Here is a 24,063-nt window from a genome sequence, read left to right as displayed (position 1 = left end):
CATGGGTTTCAACCTTTCCGCCTGGGCGCTGCGCAACCGCCAGATCGTGCTGTTCTTGATGATCCTGCTGGCCGCCATTGGCGCCATGTCCTACACAAAGCTGGGCCAGAGCGAAGACCCGCCGTTCACCTTCAAGGCCATGGTCATCCGTACCCTGTGGCCGGGGGCGAGCGCCGAGGAGGTGTCGCGCCAGGTTACCGAGCGCATCGAGAAGAAGCTCATGGAAACCGGCGAGTACGAGAAGATCGTTTCGTTCTCCCGGCCCGGCGAGTCCCAGGTTACCTTCATGGCCCGCGATTCGCTGCACTCCAAGGATATCCCCGAGCTGTGGTACCAGATCCGCAAGAAGGTCGCGGACATTCAGCGCACCCTGCCGCCGGAGGTGCAGGGGCCGTTCTTCAACGACGAGTTCGGCACCACCTTCGGCAACATCTACGCGCTGACCGGCCCTGGCTTTGACTACGCGGTGCTCAAGGACTACGCCGACCGTATCCAGATCCAGCTGCAGCGGGTCAAGGATGTGGGCAAGGTCGAGCTGGTCGGTTTGCAGGACGAAAAAATCTGGATCGAGCTGTCCAACACCAAGCTTGCCACCTTTGGTGTGCCCATGGCCGCTGTGCAGCAGGCCCTGCGTGAGCAGAACGCGGTGAGCACCGCAGGCTTTTTCGAAACCCCCAGCGAGCGCTTGCAGGTGCGAGTGAGTGGGCGTTTCGACACGGTTGAGCAGATTCGCCAGTTCCCCATTCGCGTGGGTGACCGCACCTTGCGCATTGGCGATGTGGCCGAGGTGCAGCGCGGTTTCAACGACCCGCCCGCGCCGCGCATGCGCTTCATGGGCGAGGACGCCATCGGCCTTGCAGTGTCGATGAAGGACGGCGGCGACATCCTGGTGCTGGGCAAGGCCCTGGAAGGTGAGTTCGCCCGCCTGGCCCAAGGGCTGCCGGCCGGTATGGAGCTGCGCAAGGTGTCCGACCAGCCGGCGGCGGTGAAGGCCGGGGTTGGCGAGTTCGTCCAGGTGCTGGTAGAGGCCCTGGCCATCGTGCTGCTGGTGAGCTTCTTCTCCTTGGGGGTGCGCACCGGTCTGGTGGTGGCCCTGGCGATCCCGCTGGTGCTGGCCATGACCTTCGCGCTGATGCACTACTTCGGCATTGGCCTGCACAAGATCTCTCTCGGCGCCCTGGTGCTGGCGCTGGGGCTCTTGGTGGACGATGCGATCATCGCGGTGGAGATGATGGCGATCAAGATGGAGCAGGGCTACGACCGGCTCAAGGCGGCCAGCTACGCCTGGTCGAGCACGGCGTTCCCGATGCTCACCGGCACCTTGATCACCGCTGCGGGCTTTTTGCCCATCGCCACGGCAGCGTCGAGCACCGGTGAGTACACCCGCTCGATCTTCCAGGTGGTGACCATCGCCTTGTTGACCTCATGGGTGGCGGCGGTGGTGTTCGTGCCGTACCTCGGCGAGCGCCTGCTGCCGGACCTGGCCAAGCTGCACGCAGCCCGCCATGGCACAGACGGCAATGCCCCCGACCCATACGCCACGCCGTTCTATCAGCGTGTGCGGCGGGTGGTGGCCTGGTGTGTGCGGCGACGCAAGACAGTGATTCTGCTGACCATCGCGGCATTCGTCGGCAGCATCCTGCTGTTCCGCTTCGTGCCGCAGCAGTTCTTCCCGGCCTCTGGGCGCCCTGAGCTGATGGTCGATCTCAAGCTCGCTGAAGGTGCCTCGCTGAACAACACCGCCGAGCGAGTGCGCCAGCTCGAAGCGCTGCTCAAGCAGCAGGACGGCATCGACAACTACGTGGCCTACGTGGGCACCGGCTCGCCGCGCTTCTACCTGCCGCTGGACCAGCAGCTGCCGGCGGCGAGCTTCGCCCAGTTCGTGGTGCTGGCCAAGTCGTTGGAGGAGCGCGAGCGCCTGCGCAGTTGGCTGATCGCAACCCTGGACGAGCAGTTCCCCGACCTGCGGGCACGGGTCACGCGCCTGGAGAACGGGCCGCCGGTGGGTTACCCGGTGCAGTTCAGGGTTACCGGCGAGCACATCGAGAAGGTCCGCGCCCTGGCCCGCGAGGTGGCGGCCAAGGTGCGCGAGAACCCCCATGTGGTCAATGTGCACCTGGATTGGGAAGAACCCAGCAAGGCGGTGTACCTGAACATCGACCAGGACCGCGCCCGGGCATTGGGGGTGAGCACCGCGCACCTGTCGAGCTTCCTGCAGAGCTCGCTCACCGGCAGCAATGTCAGCCAGTACCGCGAGGACAACGAGCTGATCGAGATCCTGCTGCGTGGCACCGCCGAAGAGCGCCGCGAGCTGGGTAACCTGGGCAGCCTGGCGATCCCTACCGACAACGGCCAGAGCGTGGCCCTGAGCCAGGTGGCAACCCTGGAATACGGCTTTGAAGAGGGCGTGATCTGGCACCGCAACCGCCTGCCGACGGTGACCGTGCGCGCCGATATCTACGGCAAGGAGCAGCCGGCCAGCTTGACCCAGCAGATTCTGCCGACACTGCAGCCGATCAAGGCCGAGCTGCCCGACGGCTACCTGCTGGAGGTGGGCGGCACGGTGGAGGACTCCGAGCGTGGCCAGCGTTCGGTGAACGCCGGCATGCCGCTGTTCATCGTGGTGGTGCTGAGCTTGTTGATGATCCAGCTGCGCAGTTTTTCGCGGATGTTCATGGTGTTTCTCACCGCGCCGCTGGGCTTGATCGGCGTGACGCTGTTCCTGCTGGTGTTCCGCCAGCCGTTCGGTTTCGTGGCAATGCTCGGCACCATTGCCCTGGCGGGCATGATCATGCGCAACTCGGTGATTCTGGTGGACCAGATCGAGCAGGATATCGCGGCGGGGCTGGGCCGTTGGGAGGCGATCATCGAGGCCACGGTACGGCGCTTCCGGCCGATCGTGCTGACCGCCCTGGCGGCGGTGCTGGCGATGATCCCGCTGTCACGCAGCGTGTTCTACGGGCCGATGGCGGTGGCGATCATGGGGGGGCTGATCGTGGCGACGGTGCTTACCCTGTTGTTCCTGCCGGCGCTGTATGCGGCGTGGTTCAGGGTAAAGAAGGACTGAAGCATCGGCCTGCGCAATCTCTGAGCGGCCTTGCCGGGGCGCCGTCCGGTCGAGATGGGGCGCGCAGCGGCCCCAGGATCTCGGCATCATGCATCATCGTCGGGGCTGCTGCGCAGCCCATCGCGACACAAGGCCGCTTCCCACAGAGGTTGCATAAGCTTAAGGCTGGTGCCGTACCTGTAGGAGCCGGCTTGCCGGCGATGAGGCCGGGCCTGGGGTAAGGGCTTGCGGCCCTATCGCCGGCAAGCCGGCGCCTACAGGTTCAGCATGGCCTCACAGCGCGCCGAAGACCTTCTTGGCCAGGCTGGTGGCGGCCTGGGCCGGGTTCTTGCGAATGGTCTCTTCCTGCTTGGCGATCATCTCGAACAGCCCGTCCAGGGCTTTTTCGGTCACGTAGCTTTCGATGTTGGCGCTCTTGGCGTCGATCACGCCCAGGCCTGCGGCTTGCCCGGCGAAGTTGTTGTACTGCTTGGCCAGACCGACCTGGTCGGTAGCCTGCTTGACGATTGGCAGGAACTTGGCGCGGATCTGCTCGCGGCTGCTCTTGTTCAGGTACTGGGTGGCCGAGTCGTCGCCGCCGCTGAGGATGCCCTTGGCGTCGGTCACGGTCATCTTCTTCACCGCATCCACCAGAATCGCCTGGGCTTGCGGCACGGCAGCTTCGGCGGCCTTGTTCATGCTGTTTTCCAGGGCGTCGACCTGGTCGCCCTTGCCGAACATCTTCATGGCCTTGGCGGCCTTGCCCAGGTTGCCCGGCAGTTCGATGCGCACATCGGGGTTGTTGTTGAAGCCGCCCGGGGTGCTCAGTTGCTTGACGGCAACCTGCGCACCTTGGGTCAGGGCGTCTTTCAGGCCGGCGGAGGCGTCGCCTTGCGACAGGTCGCTGAGCGACAGGGCCAGGGCGCTGGCCGACAGCAGCAGGCCGGCGCACAGGGTGGTGAAGCGCAGGGAGGTGCGAAGCATGGGGATTTCCTTATAACGAGGGTGGGCTCAGCGTACCGGGTCGAGCTTGATCCGCAGCGGCTGCGGGTCGTTGCCGTCGAGGGTCACGCCGTGGTGTTCGGTATTGATGAACAGTAGCTTGCCGTCCAGCTCGATGCGCGCGCTCAGCGCGTAGCGGTGGCCGGGTTTGACCTGGGCGGGGTCGTAAGTCAGGTGGAACGGCAGCGGTACGTTGCCTTTGACCGGGCCGGCCTGGCTGGCCAGGGTCACCGCCGGGGCATCCATCAGCGACACGTCCTGCAGGCTCACGCTCAAGGTGGCGGCCGGCGGCAGGGCGCTGCGCTGCAGGTAGAAGACTTCGCCATCGAGGCTGGCGTGGGGCGCGGGGGCGTTGCTGGAGCAGGCTGCGAGCAGGGTGGCGCAGCACAGGGTGAAGAGCTTTTTCATGGAATCTCCGGTACACAAGGGGCTGGCTTGTGGCCAACCCCAGGGACTTTAGCGGATTTTCCGGGCCGGGTGGTCAAACCCTGTGGTTTGCGTGTGGCATCGCGTCATTGGCCGGTAGCTACCTTGTCGACGGTCACTCGCTGGGTACCGGTCATCGTGCCTGGCTGTATGGCGTGATGATAGGTATTGATGTACTGCAACCGGCCATCTTGCTCGATGCTCACGCCAAGGGCGTAGTCCCGGCTCGGGTCGATCTGGCTGCTGTCGAAAGTCAGTTGCAAGGTGATCGGCAGTACACCGGCGCAACGCAGGCGCAGCTCGGCGTGGCTGATGGCAGGCGCGTCTGCCATCGACACGTCGAGCAGGCTCAGTTGTACCTCGCCGGAGGCTGGCAGTTGGTTGTCGCCGGACGAAACGATTTCAACGTCGAACGATTTCAGTTGGGTCATGCGGGTGCTCCTTGAGAGGGGGTGTGCCTGGATGGCACAGCGATGCTCATCCCTCTCAAGGGCAGGTGACAGCCTGAAAAACTACCCTTGGACGAGATCCACCGGCTCATCCCGATGCAGCGCCACCTGGCGGATCGACAGGCGCAGCTCGGCCGACAGCACGCGCTTGGCCACACCTTCGGCCAGTTCGCCAAGCTTGTCGTGATGGCCCAGCTTGCCGTTGGCGTCTGGCCTGAGCACCCCTTCGCGCACCAGGGTCTGGATGAAATGGCGGAACAGGGTCTTGTCGAAGAACTCCGGGGCGTTGAGCCCGTGCAGAATGGACAGGCGCTGGGCCATCATCACGCACAGCTCCTCCAGCTCTTCGGCGTTCAGCGTGTGCTGGCCGCTGTTTAGCAGCAGCGAGGTGGCCATGTAGAAGCGTTGCAGGGTCTGGGTGATGGTGCGCGCCAGCAGGGTCAGCAACACGAACTGCCGCGAGCTGGGGGCCGGGCGCAGGTAAACGCCGTTCTCGAAGCGCAGCAGGCCTTGCTCCACCAGGGCGCTGAGCCACTGTTCGATGACCTCGTCCAGTTGCTCGGGCTCCCAGCGCAGGAACAGCTCGGACTGCAGGTACGGGTACAGCGCCTGCACGTACTGGCCGACCAGCTCGCGGCTCATGCGCGAACTGCTCTGGAAGAAGCTCGCCAGCAGCGCCGGCAGGGCGAAGATGTGCAGGACGTTGTTGCGGTAGTAGGTCATCAGCACCGCATTGGCTTCGTCCAGATACAGGATGCGCCCCAACGCGTCCTTCTGCTCGGCCAGCAGGTCCATGCCCAGCACGTGCTTGATCAGCGCCTGGCCGTCGCCATCGGGCAGGGTGGTGTGCGCCGAATACGGCACCTGGCGCAGTAGCGCCAGGTACAGGTCGAGCACCCGGGTCAGGGCGCGTTCGTCCAGGGCCAGGCGGCTGGTGGACAGCAGCGCCAGCGCCACCAGGTTGACCGGGTTGACCGCCGCCGCCCCGTTGAGGTGGCGGGCTACGGTCTCGCCCAGGCGGGTGGTGGTGTCGTTGAGCCAGGCCGGGCGGTACTGCGGCGCCAGCGCCTGCTCACGCCAGCCAGGCTGTTGCTGGTCGAGGAAACCGGCCAGGCGAATCGGCTCGCCGAAGTTCACGTACACCTGGCCGAAGCGCTGCTTCAGCGCGCCGATGACTTTGAAGATGTCGAAGATCGACTCTTTCTTCTTGCTTGCACCGCGCAGTTCGCCCAGGTAGGTACGGCCTTCGAGTACCCGCTCGTAGCCGATGTACACCGGCACGAACACGATGGGCGTGCGCGATGAGCGCAGGAAGCTGCGCAGGGTGATTGCCAGCATGCCCGGGCGCGGCTGCAGCATGCGCCCGGTGCGCGAGCGGCCGCCCTCGACGAAGTACTCCACCGGGAAGCCCTTGGTGAACAGGGTGTGCAGGTATTCGTTGAATACTGCGGTGTACAGCGGGTTGCCCTTGAAGGTGCGGCGCATGAAGAACGCCCCGCCGCGGCGCAGCAGGCCGCCGATCACCGGCATGTTGAGGTTGATGCCAGCGGCGATATGCGGCGGGGTGAGGCCGTTGCGGAACAACAGGTACGACAGCAGCAGGTAGTCGATGTGGCTGCGGTGGCAGGGCACGTAGATCACCTCGTGCCCCGGGGCGATGCCCTGCACCTGCTCGATATGGTTGACCTTGATGCCGTCGTAGATCTTGTTCCAGAACCAGCTCAGCACCACTTCGAGGAAGCGGATGGCGGTGTAGGTGTAGTCCGAGGCGATTTCATTGCCGTAGTGCAGCGCCTTGGCCTCGGCCTTGGCGTAGGGGATCTTCTCGCGCTCGGCTTCGTCGCTGATGGCCTGGCGCACCAGCGGGTCGTGCACCAGGCCCTTGACCAGGTTGCGCCGGTGCGAAATGTCCGGGCCGATGACCGCGGTCTTGAGGTTGCGAAAGTGCACCCGCATGACGCGCTGGGCCATGCGCACGGTGCGCTCGTGGCCCTTGTTGTGATCGACCAGTTCGCGCAGGTGAATGGGCGCGGAGAACTGCACCCGGGTCTTGCGCCCGAGAATCAGGATGCTGAGCAAGCGGCGCAGGCGCCCGGTGACCGCCCAGCTGTCGGCGAACAACAGCTTCCACGGGCTCGATTCGCTGGCCGGGGTCTGCCCCCAGAACACACTGACCGGGATGATCTGCGCGTCTTCTTCGGCATGCTGGGTGATCGCCGCCACCAGGCGTTCCAGGGTGGGGGGCGCGCCGCGCTTGTCGTGGCGGCCGAGCCAGTCGGGGTCGGGGGTGAGGTAGAAGAACGCCGCCGGCTCCTGCAGCGGGCCCACCGCCACCGGCAGTACCGGGCGTGGCAGCCCTGCTTTGGTGCATTCGTGGTCGATCACCGCCAGGTCGGTGAGCGAAGGCGAGGGCAGGGCGTAGAGCACCGGGCGGCTGCGGTCGAGCTTGAGGGTCAGCGAGGACTGGTTGATGGTCTCGGAGCGCACCCACAGGTACAGCACGCGACGCAAGGCGCCGAAGATCAGGCGGCGCAGGGGGGAACGGGTCATGGGGTTGGTGCCCTGGATGTTATGTTCGGTGATTTTCCAAGGCATTAGTCTGCCGTATCTGCGTAAGTTCAGCAAAAATCGGCAAAAGTACGCCTGGTCATGAAATTTTTTTAATCGCTGTCATATACTCGGCCTGGCGCTTGCTTGCTAATTGGGCAAGCCGCGACGGTGCGGGCAGTGAGCCCATGCCGGCAAGGCGATCTTCAAAATAAAAAACCGGAGTAGTTCAGATGTCGTCTCGTGAGACTGGGAATGTGAAGTGGTTCAACGATGCCAAGGGTTATGGCTTCATTCAGCGCGACGGTGGTGCGGATGTATTCGTCCACTATCGGGCGATTCGCGGTGAGGGGCATCGCACCCTGGTCGAAGGGCAACAGGTTGAATATGCGCTGGTGCAGGGCCAGAAAGGCCTGCAGGCCGAAGACGTCGTCGGTCTCTGACCGCTGTCTCAAGCGATAAGCTTCAAGCTGCAAGCTGTCCGTGGAGCTTGCAGTTTGATGCGATCACTCTTGAAGCTTCAGTGTGTACGCCAGGTGATTTCCTCTTCACCGTCGGCGCTGATGCGTACCCAACGGTCGGCATCTTCTTCACCATCTTCTTCAGCCCAGCCACCCGGCGCGCAACGTACTTCGACGTTGAGCGCGGCAAACGCTGCGCGGGCGCAAGCGATATCGTCGGCCCACGGGGTCTGGTCGCTTTCCAGGTACAGGCTGTTCCATTTCCCTACAGCCTTCGGTAACCAGGTGACCGGAATGTTACCGGCCGTGCACTTGAAGGTCTGGCCTTTTTGTTTCCATTCGCTGCACGGGCCCAGGGCTTGGGTCAGCCAGTCGGCGATCTGCTGGTGATCGACGTCGGCGTCCTTCAGGTAAATCTCGATATCGGGTTGGCGCATAAGGGGCTCCGGTGTGCTCAGTCTTGGCGCACAAAATAGTCATAACGCATTGAAACCGTGACCTCGAACGGCTCGGGCTGCTCGATCACCCGGGCGCGCTTCTCGGCGCTGGCGCGCCAGCCGTGGGGCGTCATGGCCAGCAGGTCGGCGCGCGCCTTGGGGTCGACCAGGCTCAGGCGGAACTCGAGGATTTCGCTGTGGGCATGGGCCATGCCTTCGGGCACCAGGGCCAGGTGTTTGTCGTCGGCGTAGGGGCGCACTTCATCGTAGAGCACCTCGCGCAGCTCCATCAGGTGGCCGCTGGTAGGGCCCACCCGCATCAGGCCGCCGCCGGGCGCCAGCAGGCGCCTGGCCTCGGCCCAGTCCAGCGGGCTGAACACGCTGGCGATGAAGCCGCAGCTGGCATCCGCCATGGGCACGCGGGCCATGCTGGCGACCATCCAGGTTACTTCGGGAGCGCGGCGGCAGGCACGCTTGACCGCTTCGCGGGAGATGTCCAGGGCATAGCCATCGGCCGACGGCAGGGCCTGGGCGATCTGCGCGGTGTAGTAGCCTTCGCCGCAGCCGATGTCCAGCCAGGCGCCGGGCGCGCGCTCGGCGGCCAGCGCCGCCAGGCGGCGGGCCACCGGGGCGTAGTGGCCGGCGTCGAGGAAGTCGCGGCGGGCTTCGACCATGGCCTGGTTGTCGCCTGGGTCGCGGCTGTTCTTGTGCTGCACCGGCAGCAGGTTCAGGTAGCCCTGGCGGGCGCGGTCAAAACGGTGGCCGGCCGGGCAGGCCACGCCGTTGTCGAGCGCCGCCAGCGGCGCCTGGCAGAGAGGGCAGGCGAGCATCAGGCGAGCAACCGCACCAGGGTCTGGTAGTAGATCTCGGTCAGCAGGTCGAGGTCGCTGGCCAGGATGCGCTCGTCCACCTGGTGGATGGTGGCGTTGACCGGGCCCAGCTCGACCACCTGCGTGCCCATGGTGGCGATGAAGCGCCCGTCCGAGGTGCCGCCGCTGGTGGACGGCTGGGTGGTGCGGCCGGTGACTGCGTGGATGCTCGACGACACCGCATCGAGCAATTCGCCCGGCTCGGTGAGAAACGGCAGGCCCGACAGCGCCCAGTCGATGCTCCACTCAAGCTCATGTTTGTCGAGGATCGCCGCAACGCGCTGCTGCAGGCCTTCGACGGTGGACTCGGTGGAGAAGCGGAAGTTGAACAGCGCAGTAAGATCACCTGGGACCACGTTGGTGGCGCCGGTGCCGGAGTTCAGGTTGGAGATCTGGAAGCTGGTGGGCGGGAAGAACGCATTGCCTTCGTCCCAGTGCTCGGCGGCCAGCTCCGCCAGGGCCGGTGCGGCCAGGTGGATCGGGTTGCGCGCCAGGTGCGGGTAGGCCACGTGGCCCTGCTTGCCGCGTACGCTCAGCTTGGCACCCAGCGAGCCACGGCGGCCGTTCTTGACCACGTCACCGAGCAGGGTGGTGCTCGACGGTTCGCCGACGATGCACCAGTCCAGGCGCTCGTTGCGCGCTTTGAGCAGCTCGACCACAGCCTTGGTGCCATGGTGCGCCGGGCCTTCCTCGTCGCTGGTGATCAGGAAGGCGACCTTGCCACGGTGGTTGGGGTAGTCCTGCACGAAGCGCTCGCTGGCCACCACCATCGAGGCCAGGCTGCCTTTCATGTCGGCCGCGCCACGCCCGCAAAGCATGCCGTCGGCGTCGATCAGCGCGTCGAACGGTTCGTGCTGCCACTGCTGCACGGGGCCGGTGGGCACCACGTCGGTGTGGCCGGCAAAGCACAGTACCGGGCCGTCGCCGTTGCCATGGGTGGCCCAGAAGTTGTCGACGTCCTCGAAGCGCAGCGGCTCGAGCCGAAAGCCGACCGCGCCCAGGCGATTCATCATCTGGGCCTGGCAATCGGCGTCGAGCGGGGTGACCGATGGGCGGCGGATCAGGTCGCAGGCCAGTTGCAGGGTAGGCGAAAGCTCGGCTGGGGCCGTCATGGGAACTCCGGGGCAAGGCAAGGCGGGGAAACTGAGGGGCGTTATCTTATATCAAATGATTTCAGCGGGCACGGGCTGCTTCGTGGGAGCGGGCTTGCCCCGCGAATCGATCGCGAGGCAAGCCCGCTCCCACGGGTCTCAAACAGCTTGTGCTTCGGCGGCTTTTTCAGCCGGCTTGGGCAGCGACGACAGCAGCGCCATCACCAGCGCCGCCAGGTACGGCAACGACTGCACCAGCAGCATCGCCACCCAGAAGCGCATGTCCGAACTGGGCAGCCCCTGCACCAGGTAGATGCCCAGTGCCGCGCCCCACAGCAGCAACATGATGAACAGCTCTTCGCGGGCTTCGGAAATCGCCACCAGCAGCCCATGGCTGTCGGCGTTCTTCGGCGTGCGGAAGAACGGCATGCTGCTGGTGAAGAAGCCGTACAGCACCGCCTTGGCGATGGTGTGCGACAGTGCCAGGCCCGCCAGGGCGGCGGCGAAGGCGTCTTTGAGGTTGACCCCCACGGCGCGGCGGTAGAGGAACACGATCTTGCCGACCTTGAAGAAAAACAGCGCCAGCGGTGGGATGGCGAACATCATCAGCGGCGGGTCGACCCGGTGCGGCACGATGATCATCGCCGCCGACCACAACAGCGCGCCGACGGTGAAGAAGATGTTCATGCCATCGGCGATCCATGGCAGCCAGCCGGCCAAAAAGTGGTAGCGCTGGCCACGGGTCAGCTCGCTGCCCTTGCCGCGCAGCAGGGCGCCGGCGTGGTGCTTGATGATCTGGATGGCGCCGTAGGCCCAGCGGAAGCGCTGCTTCTTGAAGTCGATGAAGGTATCGGGCATCAGGCCCTTGCCGTAGCTGTTGTGGGCGTAAGCAGCCGACAGGCCTTTTTCGAACACCCGCAGGCCCAGCTCGGCGTCCTCGCAGATGCACCACTCGGCCCAGCCCAGCTCGTCGAGCACGGTGCGCCGGGTCATGGTCATGGTGCCGTGCTGGATGATTGCGTCACGGTCGTTGCGGGTGACCATGCCGATGTGGAAGAAGCCCTTGTACTCGCTGTAGCAGAGCTTCTTGAAGGCGCTCTCGTGTTGGTCGCGGTAATCCTGGGGCGATTGCACCACGGCGATCTTCGGGTCGGCGAAGTGCGGCACCATGTGCTTGAGCCAGTTGCGGTCGACGCAGTAGTCCGAGTCGATCACCGCGATCACTTCGGCGTCCTTGGCGGTGTGCGGCAGCAGGTAGTTCAGCGCGCCGCCCTTGAAACCGGCCAGGGGCGCAACGTGGAAGAACTTGAAGCGCGGCCCCAGTTTTTCGCAGTGGGCCTTGAGCGGTTCCCACACTGCCGGGTCCTTGGTGTTGTTGTCGATCACCAGCACTTCGTAGTCGGGGTAGTCCAGCGCGGCGAGCGCATCGAGGGTCTGCTTGACCATCTCTGGCGGTTCGTTGTAGCACGGCACATGCACCGAGACCTTCGGGCGGTAGGCGCTGTCAGCCTGCACCGGCAGGAACTCGCGCCGCCTTTTGTTTATCCACACCGCCTCCGCCAGTTCGTGGGCCTCGGTCAGCAGCACGATGAACACCCCCAGCGCGCCAAGGGCCAGCAGCACGCCCACGGTCAGGCTGAACCAGGTGCTGTATTGCTGGCTGTAGTCGTAGGCGATCCACACCAGCACCGACCCACACAGGAAGGTAATGAACGTGAGGAAGGTGCGCCCGCGCTGGCGCAGGGCCGAGCCGTCGATGAACAGCACCATCAGGGCGATCATCGCCAGTACCACCGAGGCTACCGCCAGGGCGCGCCACTGCGGGATGGCGACCACCGGCCCCTCGAAGTTGAACTTCTGCTGGCGCTCGGCGTTGTACACGCCCCAATAGGCGCCTACCGAGCCTTCGTCGCTGGCCTTCCACGGCTGGTCGTAGGCCTCGATGACGAAGTAGTTGTAGCCGCGCCGGTTGAGGGTGTTGACCAGGGTGCGCAGGTAGATGGCCTGGTCGGCCTGGGTGGCGTCGGCGCCGCCGCGCATGCGGCCGTTGCTCGGCCAGCCGACCTCCGACAGCAGCAGCGGTTTGCGCGGGAACTGCTTGCGCAGGTCGCGGGCGCGGTCCAGCACGAACTGCACCGAGTCCTGCATCGGCACGAACTCCCAGTAGGGCAGGATGTGCGCGGCAATCAGGTCGACGTGCTTGGCAAGCTCCGGGTGTTCCTTCCAGATATGCCACTGCTCGCTGGTGGTTACCGGTACTTTTACCGCCGCGCGTACCCGGTCGAGGTAGCCGATCAGTTGCTCGGGGGTGACTTCTTCACGGAACAGCGCCTCGTTGCCCACCACCACCCGCACCACGCTGCGCGAAGTGTTGGCCAGGCCAATGGCTTTTTCGATCTCGCGTTCGTTGCGCTCAAGGTCGGTGCTGATCCAGATGCCCAGGGTCACCCGCATGCCCAGCTCTTCGGCCAGTTGCGGGATCTCGGCCTGGGTGCCCTCGACGGTGTATATACGGATGTTGTCGGTGAGCTTGTTCAGCTGTTCCAGGTCCTGGCGCATCTCGTCCGGAGTCGGGTACTGGCCCTTTTGCGGGCTTTCGCCGAGGCGAAACGGCGAGTACGAGAAGCCGGAAATCTGCTCGGGCCAGGCGGGGGCGGACACCGGGCGGTTGATGAGCGCCCAGAATCCGGTAAACAGCGCGGCGATGGCCAGGACCACCACCAGGTTGAGGCCGAACTTGCGTGATGACATAGGTGTGCGAGGTTCCGAAGAGGGGAGCGGGCGGGGCCTGCGGCTGTGCAAAGCCTGCACCGCCTGGTAAGGCAGGGCATTGGATTTGGCACACGGGAGGAAGTTCTGAACCCGCTCGGTTGTCGTCCAGATCTTTTTGATATGTAGGACATTAAAGCAGGCTTGGTAGCCGGGTGGCCAACGGCAGCCCTGGATCGGGCCGATTGCCCTATAATGCGCGCCGGTTTTTTCCAAGGTGGCAGCATGAGCACAGAAGATCCACGCTTTGCCGGCGTTGCCCGGCTGTACGGCGACGAGGGCCTGCAACGCCTGGGCCGGGCCCACGTGGGTGTGGTCGGTATCGGCGGGGTTGGCTCGTGGGTGGCCGAGGCCCTGGCGCGCAGCGGCGTGGGCGAGATCAGCCTGTTCGACCTCGACGATGTGTGTGTCAGCAACACCAACCGCCAGGCCCATGCCCTGGAAGGCCAGGTGGGGCGAGCCAAGGTCGAGGTGATGGCCGAGCGCCTGCGGGCGATCAACCCGGCGATCAACGTGCACGCGGTGGCCGACTTCGTCACCCGTGACAGCATGGCCGAGTACATCACCGAGCAGATGGACTGCGTGATCGACTGCATCGACAGTGTGATGGCCAAGGCTGCGCTGATTGCCTGGTGCCGGCGGCGCAAGATCGCCATCGTCACCACCGGTGGTGCGGGTGGGCAGATCGACCCGACGCAGATCCAGGTCGGCGACCTCAACAAGACCTTCAACGACCCGCTGGCCTCACGGGTGCGCTCCACCTTGCGCCGCGACTACAACTTCTCGCGCAACACCAGCCGCAACTATGGCGTACCGTGCGTGTTCTCCAGTGAGCAACTGCGCTACCCCAAGGGCGATGGCAGTGTTTGCCTGCAGAAGAGCTTCGTCGGTGAAGGCGTGCGCCTGGACTGCGCCGGTGGGTTTGGTGCAGTGATGATGGTCACCGCCACCTTTGGCATGGTCGCGGCGAGCAAGGCGATTGAAAAACTGGTGGCCGGGGCGCGACGGCCTTCGGAGCGGATCAAACCGGAATAATTGCGCTGGCCTCATCGCGGGCAAGCCCGCCCCTACAGCAGTGCGCGTACCCCTGTAGGAGCTGGCTTGCCAGCGATAGGGCCGAGCCTGCAAGCGTGTTTGCCTGCACCGGCCTCATCGCCGGCAGGCCGGCTCCTACAGGGGATGCGCTTAGTGTTGGAGTTCTGCCATGCGTTGCAATACCGCATGCAGCCCATTGGCACGCGACGGTGATAGCTGACGCTCCAGCCCCAACTGGGTGAACCATGCCGCCAGATCAAGCCTGGCCAGTTCCTCACTGGCCAAGCCCTGCACCCGCACCAGCAACAACGCCAGCAACCCTCGCAGCAGCCGCGCATCACTGGCCGCCTTGAAGCACCACTGCCCATCGACCTGTTCGGCCACCAGCCACACCAGGCTCTCGCAGCCGTGCACCCGGTTGGCTTCGCTTTTGTCGCTGTCAGCCAGCGGCTGCAGCCGTTCGCCCCACTGCATCAGAAGGCGCGCGCGCTGTTCCCAGCCGCGGGCCTGTTGGAAGCTCTCCAGCGCCTGGCTGGCATCTGCTGACAGGTTCACCGCAACAGCTCCAGGCCTTGGTCGAGGGCCTCGAAGAAGCGCTGCAGGTCATCGCTGTCGCTGTACAAACCCAGCGACACGCGGATCGCCCCCTCCAGCCCCAGGCCCTTGAGCAGCGGCATGGCGCAGTGGTGCCCGGCGCGTACGGCGATGCCCTGCTCGGTCAGCAGGTGGGCGATGTCGGCGTTATGTACCCCTTCGATGACGAAGCTGGCCAGCGCCGCATCGGGTGCACCCAGTACACGGATGCCTTCGCGATCGGCCAGTCCGCGTAGCAGCAACTGGTGCAGGCTGGTTTCGTGCCTGTTCACGGCATCGGCATCGAGGCTGGCCAGGTAGTCCAGGGTCGCCCCCAGGCCAATCACGCCGGCAATCGGTGGCGTCCCGGCCTCGAACCCCAGCGGTGCCGGGCGAAAGCTTGCGCCCTGGTAGTCGGCCAGTTGCACCATCTCGCCGCCGAACTGCCAGTGACGCAGCAAAGCCAGCGCCTGTGGCTGCCCATAGAGCACGCCTACCCCATCCGGGCCGTACAACTTGTGGCTGGAGAACACATAGAAATCGCAGCCCAGTTGCTGCATGTCATGCCGGCCGTGGACTACACCCTGGGCGCCATCGACCACGCTCAGCGCGCCCTGGGCGCGGGCGTGGCTCAGCAGTGGCGCCAGCGGCTGCCAGGTGCCGAGCACGTTGGACAGCTGGCTGAGCGCCAGCAGGCGGGTGCGCGGGCCGATCAGTTGCAGGGCCTGGTCGAGGTCGATGCAGCCGCGTTCGTTCAGCGGCAATACCACCAGTTTCAGGTTGCGTCGCTGCGCCAGTTGCTGCCAGGGCAGCAGGTTGGCGTGGTGCTCCAGGGCGCTGATGGCGATTTCATCGCCGGCCTCGAAGCGGTGTTCCAGGCCGTAGGCCAGCAGGTTCAGTGCCGAGGTGGCGCCGTGGGTGAAGACGATCTGCCGCGAGTCGGCGGCGTTGAGCCAGGCGGCGACCTTGTCGCGGGTCCCCTCGAAGGCCTGGGTGGCCAGGGCGCCGGGCAGGTGCTGGGCACGGTGCACGTTGGCGGCACCATGGCCGTAGTAGTGGCTCAGGGCGTCGAGCAGGGCCTGGGGCTTCTGGGTGGTGGCGGCGCTGTCCAGGTAGGTCTGGTGCTGGCGTTGCAGGGCGGCGATGGCGGGGAAATCGGCACGCCAGGGGGAGGGCTGGAACATGGTCGCGGGGCCTGGAATGAAAATCGGGTCTGACGCTTGAGCGCCAGACCCGATGTTAACACTTCAAACCGGCAGGTTCTCAGTTGTGGGCGTGCAGCGCTTCGTTCAGCTCGATGGCCGACTTGTGGGTCTTGCACTCCACGGCGCCGTTCAGCGAGTTGCGGCGGAACAGCAGGTCGGTCTGGCCGGCCAGGTCGCGGGCCTTGACCACTTTGACCAGCTGGTTGTTCTCATCCAGCAGGTTCACCTTGGTGCCGGCGGTGATGTACAGGCCGGCCTCGACGGTGTTGCGATCACCCAGCGGGATGCCGATACCGGCGTTGGCGCCAATCAGGCAGCCTTCGCCGACCTTGATGACGATGTTGCCGCCACCGGACAGGGTGCCCATGGTCGAGCAGCCGCCGCCCAGGTCCGAGCCCTTGCCAACGAACACGCCAGCGGAAACGCGGCCTTCGATCATGCCCGGGCCTTCGGTGCCGGCGTTAAAGTTGACGAAGCCTTCGTGCATGATGGTGGTGCCTTCGCCGATGTAGGCGCCCAGGCGCACACGGGCGGTGTCGGCAATGCGCACGCCGGCCGGTACCACGTAGTCGGTCATCTTCGGGAACTTGTCCACCGAGAACACTTCCAGCAGCTCGCCCTTCAGGCGCGCTTCCAGTTGCAGCTCGGCCAGCTCGGCCAGGTCGACGGCACCCTGGTTGGTCCAGGCCACGTTCGGCAGCAGCGGGAAGATGCCGGCCAGCGATACGCCGTGCGGCTTGACCAGGCGGTGCGACAGCAGGTGCAGCTTCAGGTAGGCCTCGGGGGTGGAGGCCAGCGCTGCGTCTTCGGCCAGCACGGTGGCGACCAGCGGCTTGTGGCTTTCGGCCAGGCGAGTCAGCAGTGCAGCCTGGGCGGTATCGACGTCCTTCAGCGCTACGGCCAGCTGGGCAGCCTGGGCGTTGCTGAAGGCGATGGCCTGGTTGCCAGCTTCATAACCGAGGATCGGCGCAACGGCGGCGACCAGCTCTGGCGAAGGGTTGAGCACAGGCTGTGCGTAGAAGACTTCCAGCCAGGCGCCCTGGCGGTTCTGGGTGCCGACGCCGAAGGCCAGGCTGAACAGGGTATTGGACATGTGATTACCTCGTACGAAATAGGGTAGGGGCTCAGGCCAGCGCGGCGGCGTACAGGTCGGGCTTGAAGCCCACCAGGGTGCGCTCGCCAAGGTCGAGCACCGGGCGCTTGATCATGGACGGCTGGGCCAGCATCAGTTCGACGGCCTTGGCCTGGTCGAGGTCGGCCTTGCTGGCGTCGTCGAGCTTGCGGAAGGTGGTGCCGGCACGGTTGAGGATGGTTTCCCAGCCGTGTTCGCTGCACCAGCGGTTCAGGCTGTCACGGTCGATGCCTTGAACCTTGTAGTCGTGAAAATCGTAGGCGATGGCGTTGTCTTCGAGCCAGGTGCGTGCCTTTTTCATGGTGTCGCAGGCTTTGATGCCGTAGAGCGTGTAGGTCATTGTGTGCATTGAGGCCACAGGCTGCCCCAATTCTCCATATCCGAATGTCAGTCGCGGGATTATGCGGGAAGCATCCTCGCGGCGCCACGCCCATGGCGCCCATGTTCAATGCACGACGGCGGGCTCAGGCGACCAGGCGCCGCACCGAACCGATGATCTCATCGCCATGTTGCTGTTCGGCGGTGTGCAGGTCGAAGGCGCTTTGCAGGTTGAGCCAGAACTCGGGGGTGGTGTCCAGGCAGATGGACAGGCGCAGGGCCATGTCGGCGGACACACCGCCCCGCTCACGCAGGATGTTGTTGACGGTTGGCGTGGACACGCCAAGCGCCTTGGCCAGCGCAGCGGCGCTCAAACCCATTGCTCTCTGGAAGTCCTCGCGCAGGACTTCACCGGGATGTATTGGACGCACGGGATTAATGAACATGATTCACCTCGCCTTCAACACTGGCGCAGCGTCGAGCCTGATGGCTGAACCCTTGGTTTTTTCGTGTAGAGGCGATTGTATGAACCGCTGTTCTCATTTCAAGCCTTTATGGCGTGAGCAGTATGGTAAAAGTTAGTGAGTATCATCATGTTACATATTTGCCCGCCACCTGCGACTATTGTGCAGCGGTCCACATTCACAGTGCACCGCTAACATATTGTTTCAATGGCGATGCCTCGCCTCTGCTGTCGTTTTTGATTCACAAAGGAAGCCTTCACGGATGCAGTCCGCCTACACCGTCCTCATCCTGCTGACGCTGGTCAGCCTGTCGAAACTGGTCGGGCGGATGATCCCGCTGCCCTTGCCGCTGGTGCAGATCGCCGCCGGTGCCTTGCTCGCCTGGCCGACCCTGGGCCTGCATGTGGCCCTGGACCCGGAGCTGTTCCTGTTCCTGTTCCTGCCGCCGCTGCTGTTCGCCGATGGCTGGCGAATCCCCAAGCGCGAGCTGTGGCGCATTCGCGGGCCGGTGGTGGCGCTGGCGGTGGGGCTGGTGCTGTTCACCGTGGTGGGGGCGGGCTACTTCATCCACTGGTTGCTGCCGAGCATCCCGCTGCCGGTGGCCTTCGCCCTGGCTGCGGTGTTGTCGCCCACCGACGCCGTGGCGGTGTCGGCCATCACCCAGGAGCGCCTGCCTACGCCGCTGATGCACATGCTGCAGGGTGAGGCACTGATGAACGATGCCTCGGGCCTGGTGACCTTCAAGTTCGCCCTGGCCGCCGCCATCACCGGGGTGTTCTCGCTGACCGACGCGAGCCTGAGCTTCGTGCTGGTAGCCTTGGGCGGGCTGGCGGTGGGTGTGGCCCTGAGCTGGCTGATCGGCCGCCTGCGCGCCTGGATGATTGCCCGTGGCTGGGACGACCCGGCCACCCATGTGGTGTTCATGCTGTTGCTGCCGTTCGCGGCCTATGTACTGGCCGAGCGCTTGGGCGTCTCGGGCATTCTCTCGGCAGTGGCCGCCGGCATGATGCAGAGCTGGCTCGACCTGCTGCCCCGGCAGACCAGCACGCGCCTGCTCAACCGTAGCGTCTGGTCGTTGCTGGAGTTCGCCTTCAACGGCCTGATCTTCCTGCTGCTGGGCCTGCAGTTGCCGGACATCATCAAGGCGGTGGTCAGCCATGAGGCGACGGTGTGGCCGACCTTGGCCTATCGCTGCCTGGACGTGCTGGCGATCTTCGCTGCGTTGATTCTGCTGCGGTTCATCTGGGTGCAGAGCATCTGGCGCTCGATCGGTGTGGTGCGGCGTTGGCGCGGCAAGCCGGCGCTGGTGCTGATGCCGACGGCGCGCTCGTGCTGGTTGTTGACCCTGGGCGGGGTGCGCGGGGCGGTGACCTTGGCCGGTGTGATGTCGGTGCCGCTGCTGATCGGCGCGGGCCAGGCGTTCCCCGAGCGTGACCTGCTGATTTTCATCGCTGCCGGGGTGATTCTGCTGTCGCTGATCAGTGCCTGTATTGCGCTGCCGATCTTGTTGCGCGGGATCACCAAGAGCCCCGACGAGCGGTTGCATCAGGAGGTCCAGGAGGCTTGGCGGCGAACGGCGGAGGCGGCGATCCATGCGCTGGAGGCCGAGGAGGTGGTCGATGCCAGTGCGCCCCAGGATGCTGCGCAGGCGGCCATGGCCACCGAGCTCAAGGCGCGCTTGATGGCCGAGTACCGCGATGAACTGGACAGCTACAACGATACCGCCGAGGCGAGGGCCTTGGCCGAGCAGATGGACTTGTTGGAACGGCGGTTGCGCTTGCGCGCGCTGCGGGCGCAGCGGCTGGAGCTTTACAACCTGCACCGCCAGCACCTGGTGGGTGATGAAGTGGTGCGTCAGGTGCTGGGGGAGCTGGACATGAGCGAAGCCAATCTGGGGCAAGTCCGTTAATTTTCCGCTGGCAGGCTGGTGCCTGGGCAAGCGCTCTCCAGCTGCTCGGGCTCGATTTCAAGGTATTCGATCAGGAATTCCCGCCAACTGATCCTCGCGTCCTTGTTCAGATCGATATCGGCAAAGTAGTGCGCAATGTCGGCTGTGCTGATCAGGTTCTGCTGAAGCAGAATCTGTTGCAGTTCGTCCAGCGTAACGGTGCCGTCTTCATTGGTATCGGCTTTGCGAAAGTCTTCCTTCGCGAAATAAAGACGGATCTTGCATTCGTTGTCCATGTGTATACCCGGCCTGGTACCCCAGGCTCCTTGATAAAAGGGGAGCCTGGAGCATGGGCAAGACTTGTGGCCCGGGTGTGGTAACTAATTATACGGCGCGCCGCATCATTCAACGATTGCTCAGGAACTCACGCATCCGCTCGGCGGCCTCGATGCACTCGGCCAGCGGCGCAACCAGCGCCATGCGCACTCGCCCGGCCCCCGGGTTCACGCCATCCACCTCACGGGACAGGTACGAGCCCGGCACCACGGTCACATGCTCGGCCTCGAACAGGTCGCGGGTGAAGTCGGCATCGCAGCCCGGCACCTTGGCCCACAGGTAGAAGCTGCCGTCGGGGCGCTGCACGTCCATCACCGGTTGCAGGATGCGCAGCACCGCGTCGTACTTGGCGCGGTACTGGTCGCGGTTTTCGCGCACGTGGGCTTCGTCGTTCCAGGCAGCGACGCTGGCCAGTTGCGTCTGCACCGGCATGGCGCAACCGTGGTAGGTGCGGTACAGCAAAAACGGCTTGATGATGCTGGCATCACCGGCGACGAAGCCCGAGCGCAGGCCAGGCAGGTTGGAGCGCTTGGACAGGCTGTGGAACACCACGCAGCGCGCAAAATCGCTACGGCCAAGCTCGGCACAGGCGCTCAGCAGGCCGGGTGGTGGCGCGTCTTCGTTGAAGTACAGTTCGCTGTAGCACTCATCGGCGGCGATGACGAAGTCGTACTGGTCAGCCAGGGCGATCAGTTTTTTCAGGGTATCCATCGGCACCAGGGCGCCGGTGGGGTTGCCCGGCGAGCACAGGAACAGGATCTGGCAGCGCTTCCAGACTTCGGCCGGCACGGCATCGAAGTCCGGGTTGAAGCCGTTGTCTTCCAGGCATGGCAGGTAGTGCGGGGTAGCGCCGGCCAAAAGCGCTGCGCCTTCGTAGATCTGGTAGAACGGGTTGGGGCTGACCACCAGGCCGTCATCGGCACGGTTGACCACGGCCTGGGTGAAAGCGAACAGCGCTTCACGGGTGCCGTTGACCGGCAGGATGTGACGCTCGGCATCGAGCCAGCCGGCGGGTACGCTGAAGCGCCGCTCGCACCACTGGCCGATGGCCTGGCGCAGGGCCGGCAGGCCCAGGGTGCTGGGGTAGACCGCCAGCTTGTCGAGGTTGTCGGCCATGGCTTTGGCGACGAAGGCCGGTGATTCGTGTTTCGGCTCACCGATCGACAGGGCGATGGCGCGTTTGTCCGCCGCAGGTTTCACGGTGCCCAGCAGGGCGCGCAGTTTCTCGAACGGGTAGGGCTGAAGCTGGGTCAGGGCGTGGTTCATCGGCGCAAGGTCTCGTCAATCGTCTAATCGTTAAAAGGTCACGCGGGTCGGGCTGGTATCGCTGGCCTGGCCGGCTTGCAACTGCTGGACTATGGCCTCCTGCAGACGGCTGCACAGCTGCGGGTCGGACAGCGGCTGGTTGTCGGCGTCGGTGATGAAAAACACGTCTTCCACCCGCTCGCCCAGGGTGGCGATCTTGGCGTTCTGCAGCGACAGGTCGAACTCCAGGAAAATCCGCCCGATGCGCGCCAGCAGGCCGGGGCGGTCGGGGGCGGTGATCTCGAGGATGGTCACCGGGCGCTGGGCGTCGTTGAGGATGGTCACCTGCGGGGCGAAGTTGAAGTGCTTGAGCTGGCGTGGTACCCGGCGTTGGATGATGGTCGGGTAGTCCTCGGGGTTGCGCAGCGCTTCGGTGAGGCCGTCACGGATCTGCTTGACCCGTTGCGGGTTGTCGCCGATCGAGCCGCCGTCGTTGTCGAGCACTATGTAGGTGTCGAGGGTGAACTGGCTGCTCGAGGTGATGATGCGGGCATCGTGGATGTTCAGGTTGAGCTGGGACATCGCCGCCACGGTCACGGCAAAGAAATCGTGCTGGTCGGGGGCGTAGATGAAGATCTGCGTGCCGCCCTCGAACTCGCGCTGGGTGGTTTCCTTGATCAGCACCAGCGGCCCGCCGTCGGCCGGTTGCTGCAGGATGGCGTCGGTGTGCCAGGCCACATCGGCGGCGTTGTGCTTGAGGAAGTAGTCATCGCCCAGTTGCGACCACAGTTGCTCGACATCGTCCGGGTCGATGCCTTCGCGCACCAGGATGTCCAGCGCGGCGCTTTGCGTCTGGCGGATCTGCTCCTCGCGGTCCAGCGGGTTTTCAAGGCCGCGGCGCAGGGCGCGCTTGGTCTCGGTGTACAGCTGGCGCAGCAGGCTGGCACGCCAGGAGTTCCACAGGCTGGGGTTGGTGGCGTTGATGTCGGCCACGGTCAGCACGTAGAGGTAGTCCAGGCGCGTCTCGTCGCCCACGTGCAGGGCGAAGTCGTTGATCACCTGCGGGTCGGAGAGGTCCTTGCGCTGGGCGGTGGTGGACATCACCAGGTGGTTCTGCACCAGCCAGACGATCAGCCGGCTGTCCCAGGCCGGCAACTGGTGGCGCTCGCAGAACGCCTGGGCGTCCACGGCGCCGATCTCGCTGTGGTCGCCCTGGCGGCCCTTGCCGATGTCGTGGTACAGCCCGGCCAGGTAGATCAGCTCGGGCTTGGGCAGGCGGCCCATGAGCTTGCTGGCCAGCGGGAATTTCTCCGACACCGGGGTGTACTGCAGCTTGCGCAGGTGCTTGATCAGGTTGAGGGTGTGCGCATCGACCGTATAAATGTGGAACAGGTCGTGCTGCATCTGCCCGACGATCAGGCCGAACTCCGGCAGGTAGCGGCCGAGGATGCCGTAGCGGTTCATCCGCCGCAGGTTGCGGTGGATGCCGATTTCGCACTTGAACAGCTCGATGAACAGGCTGGTGTTGCGGATGTCGCTGCGGAACTTGTCGTCGATCAGGTGGCGGTGTTCGCGCAGCAGGCGCACGGTGTCGGCACGCACGCCCTTGATCTCGGGGTGCTGGGCCATCAGCACGAAGATCTCCAGCATGGCGAACGGGGTGCGGCGGAATACGTTCTGGCTTACGGCTTCTATATAGCCGTCGTGCAGGCGAAAGCGCGCGTTCAAGGGCTGCGTGGTGCCGCTGTCGTCATCAGCGAGGATGACTTCCTCGAAGTGCTGGATGATCAGGTCGCACAGCTGGCTGATGCTCATCACCACCCGGTAGTACTGCTGCATGAACTGCTCGATGGCGCGCTTGGGGTTGTCGTCGCTGTAGCCCAGCAGCGCGGCGATGCTGCGTTGGTGGTCGAACAGCAGGCGGTCCTCGGCGCGCCCGGCAAGCATGTGCAGGGCGTAGCGCACCTTCCACAGAAACGCCTGGGAGGAGGCCAGCAGCTCGTTTTCGCTTTCCAGCAAAAAGCCTTCGCCGGCCAGGGCGTGCAGGTTCAACGTGCCGTACTGGCGGCGGGCCACCCAGAGCACCGTCTGGATGTCGCGCAGGCCGCCTGGTGAGCCCTTGACGTTGGGTTCGAGGTTGTACTCGGTGTCGTTGTACTTGTGGTGGCGGGCCTTGAGCTCGGCACGCTTGGCCAGGAAGAACTCGCGGCTGGGCCACATGTGCTCGGTGCTGGTGACCTCGAGCATGCGCTGGCGCAGCGGCTCGGGGCCGGCGACGGTGCGGCTTTCCATCAGGTTGGTGATGATGGTCAGGTCGGCCCGGGCCTGCTCGGCGCATTCGTCGACCGTGCGCACGCTCTGGCCCACTTCCAGGCCGATGTCCCACAGCAGGGTGAGAAAGCGCTCGATGGCCTCGCGGTACTGCTCGTGTTCGGCAGCGCCCAACAATATCAGCAGGTCGATGTCCGACCAGGGGTGCAGTTCGCCGCGCCCGTAGCCACCCACCGCCACCAGGGCGATGCCGTCAGGGTCGCCCCAGTCGAACTGGTTCCAGGCCTGTTGCAGGATGTTGTCGACGAACCAGGCGCGGTCCTCGATCAGCCGGCGGATCTCGCGGCCTTCGCGAAAGCGTTTGTCGAGCACCTCGCCGGCCAGGCGGATGGCCTTCTTGAAGGCGGCGATGGGGCTAGCCTTGAGGGCCAGTTCCGCCTGGAACTGGCCGCGGTCGAACAGCTCGGGATCCACCTGGGGCATCGAGTCGCGTTCCTGT

20 protein-coding genes are annotated in these 24,063 nt (G+C 64.9%); 4 read left to right on the top strand and 16 right to left on the bottom strand.

What is annotated here, in order from left to right:
• Window position 1: 1 nt before the first annotated feature.
• Window positions 2-3,067: an efflux RND transporter permease subunit gene (locus KSS94_RS21065; protein WP_217839990.1), complete on the top strand. Its 3,066-nt coding sequence runs from the start codon at window positions 2-4 to the stop codon at window positions 3,065-3,067.
• A gap of 273 nt (window positions 3,068-3,340) precedes the next feature.
• Here the strand turns inward: KSS94_RS21065 and KSS94_RS21060 are convergent, their stop codons facing one another.
• From KSS94_RS21060 to plsB, 4 genes are all read right to left on the bottom strand, one after another.
• Window positions 3,341-4,030 carry a DUF4197 domain-containing protein gene (locus KSS94_RS21060; protein ID WP_217839989.1) on the bottom strand — a complete coding sequence of 230 codons (690 nt, stop codon included), beginning with the start codon at window positions 4,028-4,030 and terminating at the stop codon, window positions 3,341-3,343.
• Window positions 4,031-4,057: 27 nt separating this feature from the next.
• Window positions 4,058-4,456 (bottom strand): YbaY family lipoprotein, encoded by a 399-nt coding sequence (locus tag KSS94_RS21055; protein WP_217839988.1) that lies wholly within the window; start codon window positions 4,454-4,456, stop codon window positions 4,058-4,060.
• Window positions 4,457-4,560: 104 nt separating this feature from the next.
• On the bottom strand, window positions 4,561-4,905 hold the full coding sequence (locus tag KSS94_RS21050) for a YbaY family lipoprotein (RefSeq protein WP_217839987.1): 345 nt from the start codon (window positions 4,903-4,905) through the stop codon (window positions 4,561-4,563).
• 81 nt (window positions 4,906-4,986) lie between these two features.
• A complete protein-coding gene (plsB, locus tag KSS94_RS21045) occupies window positions 4,987-7,473 on the bottom strand; it encodes a glycerol-3-phosphate 1-O-acyltransferase PlsB (protein ID WP_217839986.1) in 2,487 nt (828 codons plus the stop codon).
• A gap of 230 nt (window positions 7,474-7,703) precedes the next feature.
• On the opposite strand from plsB, the gene KSS94_RS21040 reads away from it, so the two are divergent.
• Window positions 7,704-7,913, top strand: a complete 210-nt coding sequence (locus KSS94_RS21040) for a cold-shock protein (RefSeq protein WP_110992443.1) — start codon at window positions 7,704-7,706, stop codon at window positions 7,911-7,913.
• 77 nt (window positions 7,914-7,990) lie between these two features.
• Here the strand turns inward: KSS94_RS21040 and KSS94_RS21035 are convergent, their stop codons facing one another.
• The 4 genes from KSS94_RS21035 to KSS94_RS21020 form a co-directional block, all read right to left on the bottom strand.
• On the bottom strand, window positions 7,991-8,368 hold the full coding sequence (locus tag KSS94_RS21035; protein WP_217839985.1) for a hypothetical protein: 378 nt from the start codon (window positions 8,366-8,368) through the stop codon (window positions 7,991-7,993).
• Window positions 8,369-8,385: 17 nt separating this feature from the next.
• Entirely contained in the window at window positions 8,386-9,198 is an 813-nt protein-coding gene (locus tag KSS94_RS21030) for a putative RNA methyltransferase (RefSeq protein ID WP_217839984.1), read from the bottom strand.
• Window positions 9,198-10,349, bottom strand: coding sequence for a succinyl-diaminopimelate desuccinylase (gene dapE, locus KSS94_RS21025; protein ID WP_217839983.1), 1,152 nt, complete (start codon window positions 10,347-10,349; stop codon window positions 9,198-9,200). The genes KSS94_RS21030 and dapE overlap by 1 nt, the downstream gene beginning before the upstream one ends.
• 138 nt (window positions 10,350-10,487) lie before the next feature.
• Window positions 10,488-13,079, bottom strand: coding sequence for a glycosyltransferase (locus KSS94_RS21020; RefSeq protein WP_217839982.1), 2,592 nt, complete (start codon window positions 13,077-13,079; stop codon window positions 10,488-10,490).
• A 243-nt stretch (window positions 13,080-13,322) separates the two neighbouring features.
• Here KSS94_RS21020 and tcdA point away from each other — a divergent pair, with 243 nt between their 5' ends.
• On the top strand, window positions 13,323-14,132 hold the full coding sequence (gene tcdA / locus KSS94_RS21015; RefSeq protein WP_217839981.1) for a tRNA cyclic N6-threonylcarbamoyladenosine(37) synthase TcdA: 810 nt from the start codon (window positions 13,323-13,325) through the stop codon (window positions 14,130-14,132).
• Window positions 14,133-14,282: 150 nt separating this feature from the next.
• On the opposite strand, the gene KSS94_RS21010 is transcribed toward tcdA, so the two are convergent.
• From KSS94_RS21010 to KSS94_RS20990, 5 genes are all read right to left on the bottom strand, one after another.
• Window positions 14,283-14,687: a SufE family protein gene (locus KSS94_RS21010; RefSeq protein ID WP_217839980.1), complete on the bottom strand. Its 405-nt coding sequence runs from the start codon at window positions 14,685-14,687 to the stop codon at window positions 14,283-14,285.
• Window positions 14,684-15,889 carry a cysteine desulfurase gene (locus KSS94_RS21005; protein WP_217839979.1) on the bottom strand — a complete coding sequence of 402 codons (1,206 nt, stop codon included), beginning with the start codon at window positions 15,887-15,889 and terminating at the stop codon, window positions 14,684-14,686. Before KSS94_RS21005 ends, KSS94_RS21010 begins: the two co-directional genes overlap by 4 nt.
• Window positions 15,890-15,968: 79 nt before the next feature.
• Entirely contained in the window at window positions 15,969-17,003 is a 1,035-nt protein-coding gene (gene dapD / locus KSS94_RS21000; RefSeq protein WP_217839978.1) for a 2,3,4,5-tetrahydropyridine-2,6-dicarboxylate N-succinyltransferase, read from the bottom strand.
• Between the two features lie 31 nt (window positions 17,004-17,034).
• Window positions 17,035-17,382 carry an ArsC family reductase gene (locus KSS94_RS20995; RefSeq protein ID WP_217839977.1) on the bottom strand — a complete coding sequence of 116 codons (348 nt, stop codon included), beginning with the start codon at window positions 17,380-17,382 and terminating at the stop codon, window positions 17,035-17,037.
• A gap of 124 nt (window positions 17,383-17,506) precedes the next feature.
• A complete protein-coding gene (locus KSS94_RS20990; RefSeq protein ID WP_217839976.1) occupies window positions 17,507-17,806 on the bottom strand; it encodes a HigA family addiction module antitoxin in 300 nt (99 codons plus the stop codon).
• 280 nt (window positions 17,807-18,086) lie between these two features.
• Here KSS94_RS20990 and KSS94_RS20985 point away from each other — a divergent pair, with 280 nt between their 5' ends.
• Window positions 18,087-19,733, top strand: a complete 1,647-nt coding sequence (locus KSS94_RS20985; RefSeq protein WP_217839975.1) for a Na+/H+ antiporter — start codon at window positions 18,087-18,089, stop codon at window positions 19,731-19,733.
• On the opposite strand, the gene KSS94_RS20980 is transcribed toward KSS94_RS20985, so the two are convergent.
• From KSS94_RS20980 to KSS94_RS20970, 3 genes are all read right to left on the bottom strand, one after another.
• Window positions 19,730-20,008 (bottom strand): EF-hand domain-containing protein, encoded by a 279-nt coding sequence (locus KSS94_RS20980; protein ID WP_217839974.1) that lies wholly within the window; start codon window positions 20,006-20,008, stop codon window positions 19,730-19,732. The two genes, KSS94_RS20985 and KSS94_RS20980, sit on opposite strands and share 4 nt — an antisense overlap.
• 109 nt (window positions 20,009-20,117) lie before the next feature.
• A complete protein-coding gene (gene dapC, locus KSS94_RS20975) occupies window positions 20,118-21,314 on the bottom strand; it encodes a succinyldiaminopimelate transaminase (protein ID WP_217839973.1) in 1,197 nt (398 codons plus the stop codon).
• 30 nt (window positions 21,315-21,344) lie between these two features.
• Entirely contained in the window at window positions 21,345-24,047 is a 2,703-nt protein-coding gene (locus tag KSS94_RS20970) for a [protein-PII] uridylyltransferase (protein WP_217839972.1), read from the bottom strand.
• Window positions 24,048-24,063 lie beyond the last annotated feature (16 nt).

This window comes from Pseudomonas fakonensis, from assembly GCF_019139895.1.
Lineage (GTDB): Bacteria > Pseudomonadota > Gammaproteobacteria > Pseudomonadales > Pseudomonadaceae > Aquipseudomonas > Aquipseudomonas fakonensis.
Note: the sequence above shows the minus strand (reverse complement) of the source record. Positions and strands in the feature narration are given on the sequence as shown.

What these genes read in the sequence shown, in the direction of transcription:
- plsB (WP_217839986.1), bottom strand. Translation starts at nt 7,473, where the DNA reads ATGACCCGTTCCCCCCTGCGCCGCCTGATCTTCGGCGCCTTGCGTCGC.
- KSS94_RS21060 (WP_217839989.1), bottom strand. Translation starts at nt 4,030, where the DNA reads ATGCTTCGCACCTCCCTGCGCTTCACCACCCTGTGCGCCGGCCTGCTG.
- KSS94_RS21030 (WP_217839984.1), bottom strand. Translation starts at nt 9,198, where the DNA reads ATGCTCGCCTGCCCTCTCTGCCAGGCGCCGCTGGCGGCGCTCGACAAC.
- KSS94_RS21005 (WP_217839979.1), bottom strand. Translation starts at nt 15,889, where the DNA reads ATGTTCCAGCCCTCCCCCTGGCGTGCCGATTTCCCCGCCATCGCCGCC.
- KSS94_RS21035 (WP_217839985.1), bottom strand. Translation starts at nt 8,368, where the DNA reads ATGCGCCAACCCGATATCGAGATTTACCTGAAGGACGCCGACGTCGAT.
- KSS94_RS20990 (WP_217839976.1), bottom strand. Translation starts at nt 17,806, where the DNA reads ATGTTCATTAATCCCGTGCGTCCAATACATCCCGGTGAAGTCCTGCGC.
- KSS94_RS21065 (WP_217839990.1), top strand. Translation starts at nt 2, where the DNA reads ATGGGTTTCAACCTTTCCGCCTGGGCGCTGCGCAACCGCCAGATCGTG.
- dapE (WP_217839983.1), bottom strand. Translation starts at nt 10,349, where the DNA reads ATGACGGCCCCAGCCGAGCTTTCGCCTACCCTGCAACTGGCCTGCGAC.
- KSS94_RS20995 (WP_217839977.1), bottom strand. Translation starts at nt 17,382, where the DNA reads ATGACCTACACGCTCTACGGCATCAAAGCCTGCGACACCATGAAAAAG.
- KSS94_RS21050 (WP_217839987.1), bottom strand. Translation starts at nt 4,905, where the DNA reads ATGACCCAACTGAAATCGTTCGACGTTGAAATCGTTTCGTCCGGCGAC.
- KSS94_RS20970 (WP_217839972.1), bottom strand. Translation starts at nt 24,047, where the DNA reads ATGCCCCAGGTGGATCCCGAGCTGTTCGACCGCGGCCAGTTCCAGGCG.
- KSS94_RS21055 (WP_217839988.1), bottom strand. Translation starts at nt 4,456, where the DNA reads ATGAAAAAGCTCTTCACCCTGTGCTGCGCCACCCTGCTCGCAGCCTGC.
- dapD (WP_217839978.1), bottom strand. Translation starts at nt 17,003, where the DNA reads ATGTCCAATACCCTGTTCAGCCTGGCCTTCGGCGTCGGCACCCAGAAC.
- dapC (WP_217839973.1), bottom strand. Translation starts at nt 21,314, where the DNA reads ATGAACCACGCCCTGACCCAGCTTCAGCCCTACCCGTTCGAGAAACTG.
- KSS94_RS21020 (WP_217839982.1), bottom strand. Translation starts at nt 13,079, where the DNA reads ATGTCATCACGCAAGTTCGGCCTCAACCTGGTGGTGGTCCTGGCCATC.
- KSS94_RS20985 (WP_217839975.1), top strand. Translation starts at nt 18,087, where the DNA reads ATGCAGTCCGCCTACACCGTCCTCATCCTGCTGACGCTGGTCAGCCTG.
- KSS94_RS21040 (WP_110992443.1), top strand. Translation starts at nt 7,704, where the DNA reads ATGTCGTCTCGTGAGACTGGGAATGTGAAGTGGTTCAACGATGCCAAG.
- KSS94_RS20980 (WP_217839974.1), bottom strand. Translation starts at nt 20,008, where the DNA reads ATGGACAACGAATGCAAGATCCGTCTTTATTTCGCGAAGGAAGACTTT.
- tcdA (WP_217839981.1), top strand. Translation starts at nt 13,323, where the DNA reads ATGAGCACAGAAGATCCACGCTTTGCCGGCGTTGCCCGGCTGTACGGC.